The following is a 13509-nucleotide window of genomic DNA, read 5'->3' as shown; positions in this document are numbered from 1 at the left end:
TCGTGCTGAGGGGCACGGAACGGAACGGTGCGGAAAAGCGCACGGGCCGGCCGGAGCCGCCGAAGACAATGGGATATGGTGTAATTGGCAACACTACGGTTTCTGGTACCGTCATTCTAGGTTCGAGTCCTGGTATCCCAGCTCCTGATGACCGCGGGAAAACGCGGTCTGACGGTCAGGTAAAGTACACGGCCCCATCGTATAGCGGCCTAGTACGCCGCCCTCTCACGGCGGTAACGCGGGTTCGAATCCCGCTGGGGTCACGAAGGAATTCAGGCGGATGCCCGAATTCCTTCTTCTTGCCCTCCCTTGCGGGAAGGCGGAAATCCTCCCTCAGGGGAGAAAAGGCGAGGCCCCATCGTATAGCGGCCTAGTACGCCGCCCTCTCACGGCGGTAACGCGGGTTCGAATCCCGCTGGGGTCACCTCGAGAAGGGCCCGGTCCTCGGACCGGGCCCTTCTGCTGTCCCGGCTGCTCCCGCGGCGTGTCGGCCGCCGGGCCGGCGAGGGAGCCTGCTGGCATGATGGGGGCGTGAGCTCTCAGATCCCATCAGGAGGCCTTCCGCCCGCAGACGCGCTCGGTCTCCTCGCGGACGTGAGAGACCGCCTCGCGGCCCTCCGCCTCCCCCTCGCGATCGCCGGGGCCGCGGACGCTCGCGCCGATGCCGCGGCAGCCGTCGCCCAGCTCGACGACTACATCCTGCCGCGCTACCGAAGCCTCGACGCACCGCTGCTTGCCGTCGTCGGCGGCTCGACGGGCGCCGGCAAGTCCACGCTCGTCAACGCGCTCGTGGGCCACCCCGTGACCCGCGTGGGCGCCGTCCGCCCCACCACCCGCCGGCCGATGCTCCTGCACCACCCCGAGGACGCGCGCTGGTTCGAAGACACGCGCATCCTGCCCGGGCTCGCACGCATCCGGGGAAGCCGGACGGGGCCCGGTGTGCCCGCGCGGGCCGCCGGACCCTCGCCGGACTCCGCGGATGCAGGCTCGATCGTCCTGCTGTCCGAAGACTCCGTCCCGCAGGGCCTGGCGCTGCTCGACGCACCGGACGTCGACTCCGTCGCCGACGACAACCGCCGCCTGGCCGGCCAGCTCCTCTCCGCCGCCGACCTGTGGCTCTTCGTCACGACCGCCAACCGGTACGCCGATGCCGTCCCCTGGCGGATCCTTGCCGAGGCGGCCCAACGGGACATCCTCGTCGCCGTCGTGCTAGACCGCGTGCCTCCGGAGGCCGAGCAGGAGGTGTCCGCCGACCTTCTCGGCATGCTGGGCCGCCGGGGCCTCGGCGACGCGCGCCTCTTCGTCGTGCCCGAAGCCCGCCTCGACGGCCTCGGCATGCTGCCCGCCGGGGCCACGGCGCCGATCAGGGCCTGGCTCGAGGGCCTCGCCGAAGACGCGGCCCAGCGCTCCGCCGTGGCCCGACGCACGTTGCACGGCGCGGTGCGGGCACTCGCGTCGCGGGTGGAGTCCGTCGCAGCCGCAGTCGACGCCCAGGACGACGCCGCGCGGCAGCTCGCGTCCGACGCCGCGGCCGCCTACGGCCAGGCCCTCGCACGCATCGCCTTGGCGACGCAGGACGGCGCGCTCCTGCGCGGCGAGGTGCTGGCGCGGTGGCAGGACTTCGTGGGAACGGGAGAGCTTGTGCGTGGGATCGAGCAGGGGATCGGGCGGGCGCGGGACCGGATCGGAGCGTTCCTCCGCGGCGAGCCCGCGCCGGTCGCCCGGGTCGAAACCGCCATTGAGAGCGGGCTGCTCGCGGTCATCGTCGACGAGGCAGGCACGGCGGCGGAGGACACGGACCGGCGCTGGCGCTCCGACCCGGCCGGCCGCGCCCTGCTCGGCCGCGACGACCTCTCCGCGGCCTCGACGGGCTTCGCCGACCGCGCGGCGGAGGAGGTCCGCGCATGGCAGGGGGCGCTGCTCGAGCTCATCCGCCGCGAGGGCGCCCAGAAGCGCAGCCGGGCACGCTGGCTGTCGTTCGGCATCAACGGACTGGGCGCGGCCCTCATGGTCGTCGTGTTCTCGATGACCGGCGGCCTGTCCCTGGCAGAGGGCGGGATTGCGGCTGGGACGGCCCTCGTGGGCCAGAAGGTCCTCGAGGCAGTGTTCGGGGAAGACGCCGTCCGACGCCTGGCCAAGGCGGCCCGCGCTGATCTGGCCGCGCGCTGCGAGCGGCTGCTCGCCGAGGAGCGTGGGCGATTCGATGCCCGCCTGGACTCGGCACGCGATGCCAGCGCCGCCGGAGGCCTGCGGTCCGCGGCGGGCGGGCTGGCCCGTCTCGGCGGGGCCGCGTGAGCCGCCACCGCGGCCAGCGCCGCTCGTCCCGCCTCGACGACCGGCTCGAGGCCCTCAACGAAGCGCGCGAGCTCGCCGAGGGCGTCCTCCCGGCCGAGGCCCTCTCCGCGGTCTACGGGGTCCTGGACCGGGCAGCGTCGCGCCGCTCGCTCTCCCGCGAGCACACGGTCGTGGGATTCTTCGGGGCGACCGGCAGCGGGAAGTCCTCCCTCTTCAACGCCGTGCTCGGCGAGCGGATCGCGACGGCCGCCGCCACCCGTCCCACGACCGACGAGCCGCTCGCCGCGGTCTGGGGCGCCGAGGGGAGCGGGCCGCTGCTCGACTGGCTCGGCGTGGCGCGCCGTCACCTCGCCCCTCCCGTCGAGGGCTTCGCGGACGAGCGGAGCGGGATCATCCTGCTCGACCTGCCGGACTTCGACTCGACGGTCCGGGAGCACCGCGAGACGGTCGAGCGGCTCGTGGGCATGGTCGACGTCCTCGTGTGGGTCCTCGACCCCCAGAAGTACGCCGACGACGCGCTGCACGCGGGATTCCTCGCTCCGCTGGCGGGCCGCGACGCAGTCACGCTCGCGGTCCTGAACCAGACGGACCGCCTCGGCGCCGAGGATCTCCCCGACGTGCTCGCCTCCCTCCGCTCGCTGCTCGACGCGGAGGGGCTCGAGGGCGTGGACATCGTTCCCGCGTCCGCCCTCACGGGCCACGGCGTCGGCGCTGTCCGGGGCGCGGTCAGGCGCGTGGCGGCCGGAAACCAGGCTGCCGCCGCCCGGCTTGCGGCCGAGGTCACCGCCGCCGCGCGCACGCTCGCGGCGGCCTCCGGCGACGGGACGCCCGCGGGCGCATCCCCCGGCTCCGTGAGGCGCCTCGCGGACCAGCTCAGCGCGGCGGCGAACGTTCCGCTCGTCGTGGAGGCCGTGCGCGTCCACACCCGCCGTGAGGCCGCCGCCCGCACCGGCTGGCCCCTCATCCGGTGGGTACGGAAGGTCGGCCGGGACCCGCTCGCACGGCTCGGCCTGACCAGGACAGGAGGCACGCCGAGCGCCAGCCGCACGTCGCTGCCCCCGCCCTCGCCAGCCGAACGGGCCCGCACGGACGCCGCCGTCCGGGGTTTCGCCGACGCCGCGAGCGAGGGCGCGCCGGGGCCGTGGCGCGCGCTCATCCGCTCGGCGGCCCGGGAGGGCCGGGACAGGCTCTCCGACGCGCTCGACCTCGCCGTCGCAGGCACCGACCTCGGCGCCAGGCGCCGCGCCTGGTGGTGGGGCCTGGCGAACGCTGTGCAATGGCTCGCCCTCGTCACGGCGGTCGGAGGCCTCGTGTGGCTGGGCGCCCTCGCGGGCCTCGGATTCCTCCAGCTGCCCGTGCCGGAGACCCCGCGCGTGGAGGGGTGGCCGGTGCCGACGCTGCTGATCGTCGCGGGCATCGTGACGGGCCTCGCCCTGTCGGTGCTCCTCGCGCCGTTCGCAGCGCTGAGCGCACGACGGCGCGCGGCGAAGGCCCGCCGCAGGCTCACCGAGGCCGTGCGGAGCGTCGCGCAGCGAGAGGTCGTCGATCCGGTGCGCGAGGCGATCGGCCGTCACGCGCGGTTCGTCTCCGCGCTCGAGGACGCCCGCGGCTGACCAGGGGGCGTCTCAGGCCGCGGGCTCCGGAGGGAAGGCGGCCTGGACCTTCAGGAGCGTGCGCAGGTTCCGCGTCGTCGTGGTGGCCTTGAACTTCGGCTTGGCGGTGGCCTTGGACATCGGCGAGTCGAGTGTCGAGCCCTTCGGGCAGCGCCACGCCGTCGCGACGGGAGAGAGCCGCGCGCGCTCGTCTGTCCCGTCCCCGGCCGTGGCGTCCCACAGCTCGTCGAGTGCCGCCGGGTCGGAGGACAGCGTGATGTAGGAGTGGGTTGAGGCATCGTCGGCCGGGTAGGGGCAGGCGTCGATGAGCGACCTCACGTCGTCGCGGTCCAGGACGATGACCCACGCGTCGTAGCCGAACGCGTCCCTGAGCGCCTGCTCGACGCGGCTCTTGAGCTCCTTCACGCCGAGGCGGGTGGCGAGGACCACGTTCCCGCTCGCGAGCAGAGTGGTGACACCCTCGACGGGGAGCGCCGAGAGCGCCTCGCGCAGCGCCGCCATCTTGACGGTGATGCCCCCGACGTTCACGCCCCGCAGGAAGACGGCGTACTCGCTCCTGACGGACATGGCACTCCTCTGGCTCGAGCCGGCAGGTCCGCTGCGCTCGGGCGCGGTCAGTCGTTGCCCTTGCGCAGGGCCTCGGTCAGGAGCCGTCCGGCGTTGCAGACCACCTCAGCATGCTGGCGGCCCGGCTGGCGGGTCAAGCGCTCAATGGGCCCGGAGATGGACACGGCCGCGATGACCCGTCCCGAGGGGCCGCGGACCGGTGCGGAGACCGAGGCGACCCCCGGCTCGCGTTCGCCGAGCGACTGGGCCCAGCCGCGCCGTCGCACGCCCGCGAGGACGGTGGGGGTGAAGCGTGCCTGGTTGAGGCCCTCGAGGAGCCGGTCGTGGTCCTCCCAGGCGACGAGGACCTGCGCCGCCGAGCCGGCCTTCATGCTCAGCTGGGTCCCGACGGGGATGGTGTCCCGCAGGCCGACCGGGCGCTCGGCCGAGGCCACGCACACGCGCCAGTCTCCCTGGCGGCGGAAGATCTGCGCGCTCTCGCCTGTCGCGTCCCGGAGCTGGACGAGGATCGGTCCGGCCGCCGCAATGAGCCTGTCCTCGCCCGCCGCCGAGGCCAGCTCGACGAGGCGGGAGCCGAGGACGAACCGACCCTGGATGTCGCGGCTCACGAGACGGTGGTGGACCAGCGCAAGCGCGAGCCGATGGACCGTGGGGCGTGCGAGGCCGGTCGCGGCCACGAGCTGGGCCAGGGTCGTCGGGCCGGCCTCGAGGGCGTCGAGAACGAGCGCGGCCTTGTCGATCACTCCGACACCGCTAGAATTGTCCATAGGTTGATATTGGCGTCTCATTATCTGAGATGCAAGTCAGCGGAGTGGCCCCCCGTGCGGAGGGCTGGTCCACTTGTAGGACAGGCGGCCCTCCAGGCCGCCGTGAGGGCGACTGCCGAAGGGAGCTGGGCCGTGGGACGCACACTGGCCGAGAAGGTCTGGGACGCGCACGTGGTGCGCAAGGGCGAGGACGGCCAGCCCGACCTCCTCTACATCGACCTCCACCTCGTCCACGAGGTCACGTCGCCGCAGGCCTTCGAGGGGCTCCGCCTCGCCGGACGCCCGCTGCGCCGGCCTGACCTCACGATCGCCACGGAGGACCACAACACGCCGACGATCGACATCGACAAGCCGATCGCGGACCCGACGAGCCGGACCCAGATCGAGACGCTGCGGACGAACTGCAGGGAGTTCGGCGTGCGCCTCCACTCCCTGGGCGACAAGGAGCAGGGCATCGTCCACGTCGTGGGCCCGCAGCTGGGGCTGACCCAGCCCGGACTGACCATCGTCTGCGGCGACTCCCACACCTCCACCCACGGCGCCTTCGGCGCCCTTGCGATGGGCATCGGCACGTCCGAGGTCGAGCACGTCATGGCGACGCAGACCCTGCCGCTCAAGCCGTTCAAGACGATGGCCGTCACGGTCGAGGGCACCCTCAAGCCCGGCGTGAGCAGCAAGGACATCATCCTCGCCGTGATCGCCAAGATCGGCACCGGCGGCGGGCAGGGCTACGTCCTGGAGTACCGCGGGTCCGCGATCCGCGCGCTCTCCATGGAAGCGCGCATGACCATCTGCAACATGTCGATCGAGGCTGGCGCACGCGCCGGCATGGTCGCCCCGGACGAGACCACGTACGAGTTCATGAAGGGCCGCCCCCACGCACCCGAGGGCGCCGAGTGGGACGCGGCGGTCGAGTACTGGAACACGCTCCGCACCGACGACGACGCGGTGTTCGACGCCGAGGTCTTCCTCGACGCCGACGAGCTCGAGCCGTTCGTCACGTGGGGCACCAACCCCGGCCAGGGCGTGTCGCTCTCCCAGGCGGTGCCGAACCCGGATGACTTCGCCGACGAGAACGCCAAGGCCGCTGCGCGCCGCGCCCTCGACTACATGGGCCTCGCCGCCGGCACGCCGATGAAGGACATCCGCGTCGACACGGTCTTCCTCGGGTCCTGCACGAACTCCCGCCTCGAGGACCTGCGCGCGGCCGCGGAGATCGTCCGCGGCCGGACCAAGGATCCGAACGTGCGCATGATGGTGGTGCCCGGGTCCGCCCGCGTCCGCCTCGAGGCCGAGGCCGAGGGGCTGGACAAGGTCTTCACCGAGTTCGGCGCCGAATGGCGCTTTGCCGGGTGCTCCATGTGCCTGGGCATGAACCCGGACCAGCTGGCCCCGGGCGAGCGGTGCGCCTCGACGTCGAACCGCAACTTCGAGGGCCGCCAGGGCAAGGGCGGCCGGACGCACCTCGTCTCGCCGGTGGTCGCCGCGGCGACCGCGGTCCGCGGGACCCTGTCGTCGCCGTCGGACCTCGCCGCCGTCCCCGCTACCACCGCCGTCTAGGAAGGACCCCGCCATGGAGAAGTTCACCACCCACACCGGCATCGGCGTCCCGCTGCGGCAGAGCAACGTGGACACGGACCAGATCATCCCGGCCGTGTTCCTCAAGCGCATCACGCGCACCGGATTCGAGGACGCCCTGTTCGCCAACTGGCGCAAGGATGACTCCTTCATCCTCAACCAGGCTCCGTTCGATGCCGGCTCCGTGCTCGTGGCCGGCCCCGACTTCGGTACCGGGTCGTCCCGCGAGCACGCGGTCTGGGCGCTCAAGGACTACGGGTTCCGCGTCGTCCTGTCCTCCCGGTTCGCCGACATCTTCCGCGGCAACTCCGGCAAGCAGGGGCTCCTGGCCGCGGTCGTGGCCCAGGACGACATCGAGCTCATCTGGAAGGAGCTCGAGAACCACCCGGGGACCCAGATCACGGTCGACCTGACGTCGAAGACCGTCAGCTGCGGGAACCTCGTCGCACCGTTCGAGATCGACGACTACACGCGCTGGCGCCTCCTCGAGGGCCTGGACGACATCGGCCTCACGCTCCAGCATGCGGATGAGATCGCCGCGTACGAGGCCGCCCGGCCGTCCTTCAAGCCCACCACGCTGCCCGCCCGGACCTGATCCGAGCGCTGACCTGAGGCTCGCGTCCGGCGGTTTTCACCTCGCCGGACGCGAGCTTCTATGCTTAGCAGGGTCCTGACGCCGCCCGGCGTGGGATGCAGGCAGGCTGTGGGGGCCATATTGAGGAATAGGTGCAGATGAGCAGTGTCCTGACCATCCGTGGCGGCGTTCCCCTCTCGGGGAGGGTCACCGTCCGCGGGGCGAAGAACCTCGTTCCCAAGGCCATGGTGGCGGCCCTCCTGGGCAGCGAGCCGTCCGTGCTCCGGAACGTCCCGGAGATCAAGGACGTCGAGGTCGTCACGAGCCTGCTGCAGCTGCACGGCGTGTCGGTGGAGCGTGACGAGGTCTCCGGAGACCTTACACTCGACCCCAAGGAAGCCAAGACGGCCCACGTGGCGGACATCGACGCCCACGCCGGCGACTCGCGCATCCCGATCCTGCTCTGCGGGCCGCTCATCCACGCGATCGGCGAGGCCTTCATCCCGGACCTCGGCGGGTGCCGCATCGGGGACCGGCCCATCGACTACCACCTGAACGTCCTGCGGCAGTTCGGCGCCGTCGTGGACAAGCGCCCCGGCGGGATCAGCATCTCCGCGCCGCGCGGCCTGCGCGGCGCCAAGATCTCCCTCCCGTACCCGAGCGTCGGCGCGACCGAGCAGGTCCTCCTGAGTGCGGCCCGCGCCGAGGGGATCACGGAGCTCTCCGGAGCGGCGACCGAGCCCGAGGTCATCGACCTCATCGCGGTGCTGCAGAAGATGGGTGCGCTCATCAGCGTCCAGTCCGACCGCACGATCAGGATCGAGGGCGTCCCCGAGCTCGGCGGATACCGGCACCGCGCCCTCCCGGACCGCAACGAGGCCGCCTCGTGGGCCTCGGCGGCGCTCGCGACCCGCGGCGACATCTTCGTCGAAGGCGCGAGCCAGAGGGACATGATGACGTTCCTGAACGTCTTCCGGAAGCTCGGCGGCGGCCTCGCGATCGAGGACGACGGGATCCGCTTCTACCACCGCGGCGGCAAGCTCTCCCCGCTCGTCCTCGAGACCGACGTCCACCCCGGCTTCATGACCGACTGGCAGCAGCCGCTCGTCGTCGCCCTCACCCAGGCACGAGACGGTGTACGAGAACCGGTTCGGCTTCACCGAAGCGCTGCGCCGCATGGGGGCCACCATCCAGGTCCACCGCGAGTGCCTCGGCAGTGTCCCGTGCCGGTTCGGCCAGCGCAACTTCCTCCATTCGGCCGTGATCTCCGGCCCCACCAGGCTGCACGGGGCCGACTTCGACATCCCGGACCTCCGCGGGGGCTTCAGCCACCTCATCGCGGCCCTCGCCGCCGAGGGCGTCTCCCGCGCGACCGGCATCGACGTCATCAAGCGCGGCTACGAGCACTTCACGGACAAGCTCGCGGCGCTGGGCGCAGACTTCGACCTCGAGGAGGCCCGGTGAGCGCGGGACCCGTGAAGAGGGGCACGAGCGAGACGGCGGGGGAGCGGTTCGCGTTCGCCGTGGCAGCCACCATCGTGCGGCCGCTGATGAACTTCCTGATGGCCAAGGAGTGGCGCGGCACCGAGAGGCTCCGGGACCTTCCCGGCGGAGGCGGCTTCATCGCGTGCCCCAACCACTGCACGGAGATCGACCCGCTCACGGTGGGGCACATGCTCTACAACCACGGCCGTGCGCCGCATTTCCTCGCCAAGGCGGGCCTGTTCAAGCCGCCCGTGCTCGGGCAGATCATGCGCGGCACCAAGCAGATCCCGGTCGAGCGCGGCGGGGCAGGCGCGGGCACGTCCCTCGAGGTGGCGCGCCAGGTCATCGATGAGGGCGGGGCCATCATCGTGTACCCCGAGGGGACGCTGACGAGGGACCCCGCGCTCTGGCCGATGAAGGGCCACACCGGCGCAGCGCGGCTCGCGCTCAAGACGGGTGCACCGGTCGTCCCGATCGCGCACTGGGGCGACCACGAGGTCTTCCCCCGGTACGCCAAGCGCTTCCACCTCTTCCCGCGCAAGAAGGCCGTCGTCCTCGTGGGCGAGCCGGTGGACCTGAGCGACCTCCAGGACCGGCCCATGGACAAGACGACCCTCGTCGAAGCCACGGACCGGATCATGGACGCCATCACGGCCCTCCTCGCCGAGCTGCGCGGCGAGGAGCCCCCGGCCGAGCGGTGGGACCCCAGCGCCCACCAGCAGAGCCTGCACGGCCGCGACGTCGAGCGCGGTTCCAAGGCCGCGCGGCAGCCGAACCGTCAGGCCAGCCCGGCCGAAGCGCCCGACGACGCCGGGCGGAGCGCGTGAGCGCACCGCACCCGGGGCCGGGGGACCCACAGGGCCGCGGCCCGCTGCGGCGCATCGCCGTGATGGGCGCGGGCAGCTGGGGGACCACCTTCGCGAAAGTCCTCGGGGACGCCGCGGCGAGCCACGGTGCTGACCGGACAATCCGCGTCTGGGGACGGAGCCCCGAGGTCGTCGCAGACATCAACGCGCACCGCAACGCGAAGTACCTCGACGCGATGGAGCTCCCAGACTCCATCAGCGCCTCGACCGACCCGGCCGAGGTCCTCGCCGGAGCCCAGCTCGTCGTGCTTGCGGTTCCGGCACAGTCGCTCCGGGACCAGCTGCTTCTCTGGCGCGGCCACATCCCGGACGGGGCCATCGTCATGTCCCTCATGAAGGGCCTGGAGATCGGCACCGACAAGCGCATGAGCGAGGTCATCGCCGACGTCGCGTCCATTCCGGCAGAGCGCATCGCGGTGCTCTCGGGTCCCAACCTCGCCTTGGAGATCGCCCGGTGCGAGCCGACCGCGTCCGTGGTCGCCTGCACCGACCCGCAGGTCGCGCACTGGATCGCCGAGGCCTGCACCGCGCCCTACTTCCGCCCCTACATGAGCACCGACGTCGTGGGGGTCGAGATTGGCGGGATCGTCAAGAACGTCATCGCCCTCGCCGTCGGGATCTGCGAGGGCAAGAGCATGGGCGACAACACCAAGGCCACCGTCATCACCCGCGGCCTGGCGGAGACCACCAGACTCGCCGTCGCGCTCGGCGGCGACCCCCAGACCATGGCCGGGCTCGCCGGCCTCGGGGACCTCGTGGCCACGTGCTCGTCGAAGCTCTCCCGCAACCACACCGCCGGCACCCTGCTCGGACGGGGACTCACCGTCGAGGAGGTCGGCCTCCGCATGACCCAGGTGGCCGAGGGCATCAAGTCCGCGGCAGCCGTGCACGAGCTCGCGCAGCGGCACGGCGTGGACATGCCCATCACGGCCGCGGTCGTGGCGGTGCTCAAGGGCAAGCTGCCCGTGGACCAGCTCGAACCGCTGCTGCTCGCGCGGCAGCTCAAGTCAGAAGGCGACTGAACAGTGACAGACTCAAGGAAGATCCGCGTCGCACTGCTCTTCGGGGGGCGCTCGAGTGAGCACGCCGTGAGCTGCGTGACCGCGGCTGGGGTGATGGGCGCCATCGACACGGACAAGTACGAGGTCGTGCCTGTGGGCATCACACGCCGCGGCCAGTGGGTCCTCTCGGACGGCGACTGGCACCAGTGGGCGCTCAACACCGGGCACGCACCCGAGGTGTCGCCCGCCCAGGCCACGGTCCAGCTGGCGGAGGGAGGCGGCAGGCCGCGGCTCGTGGTCTCCGAGCCGAACCGCGTTCCCCGCGAGCTGGGGGATGTCGATGTCGTCTTCCCCCTCCTCCACGGTGCATTCGGAGAGGACGGGACCGTCCAGGGGCTCCTCGAGCTCGCCGACGTCCGGTACGTCGGGGCGGGCGTTCTCGCCTCGGCTGTCGGCATGGACAAGCACTTCATGAAGGTCGCCTTCGAGGCCGCCGGACTCACGGTCGGCCCGTACGTTGCGGTGACCGACAGGCAGTGGCGCCGAGACCCGCAGTCGGTGCGCGACGCCGTCGGCCGCCTCGGCTACCCGGTCTTCGTCAAGCCGTGCCGGGCCGGCTCCTCGGTGGGGATCTCGAGGGTGGAGGGTCCCGAGGGCCTCGACGCCGCCATCGAGGAGGCGCGCCGCCATGACCTGCGGCTCGTCATCGAGGCCGGGATCGTGGGCCGGGAGATCGAGTGCGGCGTCCTCGAGGGACGGGGCTGCGACGCGCCCCGGACCTCCCTCCCCGGCGAGGTCGCGGTCCGGAAGGACGGCCACTCCTTCTACGACTTCGAGGCCAAGTACGTCGAGGACGACGCCGCCGCGCTCTCCTGCCCGGCGGACCTTCCCGAGGAGGCGATCGCCCGGGTGCGCGAGCTCGCGGCCGTGGCGTTCGACGCCGTGGCGGCCGAGGGACTGAGCCGTGTCGACTTCTTCTACACGCCCGAGGGCGAGTTCGTCATCAACGAGATCAACACGATGCCGGGATTCACGCCCATCAGCATGTACCCGCAGATGTGGGCTGCGACGGGCATGTCCTACCCCGAGCTCATCGACGAGCTCATCCAGCTCGCCCTGGCGCGCCCCACCGGGCTGCGCTAGCCCTTCGCGGGCAGGCTCGCGAGGTCCTCCTGGCCCACGCAGTGCCGCGTGGCCGGGACCTTCGAGACCGCCGAGGAGAGGCTCGCGAGCACGGTCGCGGAGCTGATGCGGTCATTGTCCAGGAGGAGCTCAGTCGCCGGTTCGCGCCCGAAGGTCGTCAGGGTGTAGTACTTGTCGCCCTCCTTGATGACCCAGTCGACGCCGTTGACGCTCACGCAGCGGTCGGTGGTCGGCCCGGGCGAGGCGACCCCGCAGCGGAGCACGACGGCGGAAGGGTCGCCCCACGCCGCGGTCGCCTGGCTCGTGGTCTTGCGTAGGGCCGCATCCCCGAGCGTGTCCGGAAGGGCGAGCATGAGGGGCGCGCACGCGGGGTTCGCGGCGTCCGGCGCTGCCTGGACGGAGACGGGGGAGGAGCATCCCGCGAGGAGGGCCGCCGCGGCGACGAGGGCGACGGGGGCCGCGCGCCTGATCATGCGTGCGGGGCGACGGCGTGCGGACATGCTTCTCCATCCGGAACTCGAGGGGTCCATCCAGCGTACCGCCCGGGATGGCGGCCGGGCGCCGGACTAGGCTGGGGGCGTGACCGAGACCCAGAGGAGAACGATCCGCGTCCGCGAGCTGAGCGAGGCGGAGCTCCTGGCGAGGATCTTCCCCCGGCTCGCTGTCCTGGGCTCCGCGCTCCTGGGCCCGGGCGACGACGCCGCGGTCATCGCTGCCCCCGACGGGCGCGTGGTCGTGAGCACGGACACCCAGACCCAGGATCAGGACTTCCGCCTCGTCTGGCCCTCCGGCTACCGCAGCTCGGGCCAGGACGTGGGGTGGAAGGCCGCCGCCCAGAACCTGAGCGACATCAACGCGATGGGTGCCGTCGCAACCGCCATGGTGGTGAGCCTCACCCTTCCCGACGACACCGAGGCGGCCTGGGTCGAGGGACTCGCCGACGGGCTCGTCGACGCCGTCCGGTCCCTGGGCGCCACGGGGTGCACGGTCGCGGGCGGAGACCTCGGCCGCGGCGGCGAACTGTCCGTGACCGTGACCGTGCTCGGAAGCCTCGAGGGCAGGGACCCTGTCCTGCGCTCGGGCGCCCGCGTCGGGGACCTGCTCGCGGTCGCCGGCCGCGTGGGCGACGCCGCCGCCGGCCTTGCGCTCCTCGAGCACGGGCCCGGACACGAGGCGCTTGGCCCGGACCTCGCCGCCGTCGTGGCCGCGCACTGCCGCCCCAGGCCGCCGCTCGGCGCGGGACCGGCGGCCGCCGCGGCCGGAGCGCATGCGCTCATGGACCTCTCCGACGGCCTGCTCAAGGACGGCGACCGCATGGCGCGGGCGAGCGGCGTCGTGCTGGACCTCGACCCGGCGGCGCTGGAGGAGCATGCCGGCAGGCTGGCCGGGCCGGCGGCGGCGGTGGGCGCGGACCCGCTCACGTGGGTCCTCGGCGGCGGGGAGGACCACGGCCTTCTCGCCGCATTCCCTGCCGCGTCCCAGCTCCCGGAGGGCTTCGCTGCGATAGGCTCGGTGCTGCCTGCGAACGGCGGGACCGGCGGGGTCGCCATCGGCGGGCGCCCCGTGCAACCGAGCGGATGGGATCACTTTGCACGCTAAGATCGCCTCGAACGCAACGGC

At 72.4% G+C, this 13509-nt stretch carries 11 protein-coding genes, 3 tRNA genes and 1 pseudogene; 12 read left to right on the top strand and 3 right to left on the bottom strand.

What is annotated here, in order from left to right; all coding sequences use genetic code 11:
• The first annotated feature begins 69 nt into the window (after window positions 1–69).
• From CGQ25_RS09160 to CGQ25_RS09140, 5 genes are all read left to right on the top strand, one after another.
• A tRNA-Gln gene (locus CGQ25_RS09160) sits at window positions 70–141 on the top strand.
• 49 nt (window positions 142–190) lie between these two features.
• Window positions 191–263: transfer RNA gene (locus CGQ25_RS09155), tRNA-Glu, on the top strand.
• Between the two features lie 88 nt (window positions 264–351).
• Window positions 352–424 (top strand) — tRNA-Glu (locus tag CGQ25_RS09150).
• 107 nt (window positions 425–531) lie between these two features.
• Window positions 532–2295, top strand: a complete 1764-nt coding sequence (locus CGQ25_RS09145) for a dynamin family protein (RefSeq protein WP_208709024.1) — start codon at window positions 532–534, stop codon at window positions 2293–2295.
• The gene (locus tag CGQ25_RS09140) at window positions 2292–3908 is read left to right on the top strand and encodes a GTPase (protein ID WP_208709022.1); all 1617 of its coding nucleotides are present in this window, start codon (window positions 2292–2294) and stop codon (window positions 3906–3908) included. The genes CGQ25_RS09145 and CGQ25_RS09140 overlap by 4 nt, the downstream gene beginning before the upstream one ends.
• A gap of 12 nt (window positions 3909–3920) precedes the next feature.
• On the opposite strand, the gene CGQ25_RS09135 is transcribed toward CGQ25_RS09140, so the two are convergent.
• Together CGQ25_RS09135 and CGQ25_RS09130 are read right to left on the bottom strand one after the other, a co-directional pair.
• On the bottom strand, window positions 3921–4475 hold the full coding sequence (locus tag CGQ25_RS09135) for a DUF1697 domain-containing protein (protein WP_208709020.1): 555 nt from the start codon (window positions 4473–4475) through the stop codon (window positions 3921–3923).
• A gap of 47 nt (window positions 4476–4522) precedes the next feature.
• Window positions 4523–5242: an IclR family transcriptional regulator gene (locus CGQ25_RS09130; protein ID WP_208709018.1), complete on the bottom strand. Its 720-nt coding sequence runs from the start codon at window positions 5240–5242 to the stop codon at window positions 4523–4525.
• Between the two features lie 132 nt (window positions 5243–5374).
• Between CGQ25_RS09130 and leuC the strand changes: the two genes are divergently transcribed.
• The 6 genes and pseudogenes from leuC (at window position 5375) to CGQ25_RS09100 (ending at window position 11889) form a co-directional block, all read left to right on the top strand.
• Window positions 5375–6802, top strand: a complete 1428-nt coding sequence (leuC, locus tag CGQ25_RS09125; RefSeq protein WP_208709017.1) for a 3-isopropylmalate dehydratase large subunit — start codon at window positions 5375–5377, stop codon at window positions 6800–6802.
• A gap of 13 nt (window positions 6803–6815) precedes the next feature.
• A complete protein-coding gene (leuD, locus tag CGQ25_RS09120; protein WP_208709015.1) occupies window positions 6816–7415 on the top strand; it encodes a 3-isopropylmalate dehydratase small subunit in 600 nt (199 codons plus the stop codon).
• Window positions 7416–7552: 137 nt separating this feature from the next.
• Window positions 7553–8858 (top strand): annotated as a pseudogene (murA, locus tag CGQ25_RS09115) (UDP-N-acetylglucosamine 1-carboxyvinyltransferase).
• An 86-nt stretch (window positions 8859–8944) separates the two neighbouring features.
• Window positions 8945–9706, top strand: a complete 762-nt coding sequence (locus CGQ25_RS09110) for a lysophospholipid acyltransferase family protein (protein ID WP_369802327.1) — start codon at window positions 8945–8947, stop codon at window positions 9704–9706.
• 62 nt (window positions 9707–9768) lie between these two features.
• Window positions 9769–10767 (top strand): NAD(P)H-dependent glycerol-3-phosphate dehydrogenase, encoded by a 999-nt coding sequence (locus tag CGQ25_RS09105; RefSeq protein WP_208713006.1) that lies wholly within the window; start codon window positions 9769–9771, stop codon window positions 10765–10767.
• Window positions 10768–10770: 3 nt separating this feature from the next.
• Window positions 10771–11889, top strand: a complete 1119-nt coding sequence (locus tag CGQ25_RS09100) for a D-alanine--D-alanine ligase family protein (protein WP_208709011.1) — start codon at window positions 10771–10773, stop codon at window positions 11887–11889.
• Here CGQ25_RS09100 and CGQ25_RS09095 read toward each other — a convergent pair.
• Complete coding sequence (locus CGQ25_RS09095; RefSeq protein ID WP_255405216.1) at window positions 11886–12389, bottom strand: DUF3515 domain-containing protein; 504 nt, start codon at window positions 12387–12389, stop codon at window positions 11886–11888. The two genes, CGQ25_RS09100 and CGQ25_RS09095, sit on opposite strands and share 4 nt — an antisense overlap.
• Before the next feature lie 79 nt (window positions 12390–12468).
• Here CGQ25_RS09095 and CGQ25_RS09090 point away from each other — a divergent pair, with 79 nt between their 5' ends.
• A complete protein-coding gene (locus CGQ25_RS09090) occupies window positions 12469–13488 on the top strand; it encodes a thiamine-phosphate kinase (RefSeq protein WP_255405215.1) in 1020 nt (339 codons plus the stop codon).
• Window positions 13489–13509 lie beyond the last annotated feature (21 nt).

Source organism: Sinomonas sp. R1AF57 (genome assembly GCF_002224485.1).
GTDB classification, from domain to species: Bacteria; Actinomycetota; Actinomycetes; order Actinomycetales; family Micrococcaceae; genus Sinomonas; species Sinomonas flava.
Note: the sequence above shows the minus strand (reverse complement) of the source record. Positions and strands in the feature narration are given on the sequence as shown.

What these genes read in the sequence shown, in the direction of transcription:
- CGQ25_RS09135 (WP_208709020.1), bottom strand. Translation starts at nt 4,475, where the DNA reads ATGTCCGTCAGGAGCGAGTACGCCGTCTTCCTGCGGGGCGTGAACGTC.
- CGQ25_RS09105 (WP_208713006.1), top strand. Translation starts at nt 9,769, where the DNA reads ATGGGCGCGGGCAGCTGGGGGACCACCTTCGCGAAAGTCCTCGGGGAC.
- leuD (WP_208709015.1), top strand. Translation starts at nt 6,816, where the DNA reads ATGGAGAAGTTCACCACCCACACCGGCATCGGCGTCCCGCTGCGGCAG.
- CGQ25_RS09130 (WP_208709018.1), bottom strand. Translation starts at nt 5,242, where the DNA reads ATGGACAATTCTAGCGGTGTCGGAGTGATCGACAAGGCCGCGCTCGTT.
- CGQ25_RS09095 (WP_255405216.1), bottom strand. Translation starts at nt 12,389, where the DNA reads ATGTCCGCACGCCGTCGCCCCGCACGCATGATCAGGCGCGCGGCCCCC.
- CGQ25_RS09110 (WP_369802327.1), top strand. Translation starts at nt 8,945, where the DNA reads ATGAACTTCCTGATGGCCAAGGAGTGGCGCGGCACCGAGAGGCTCCGG.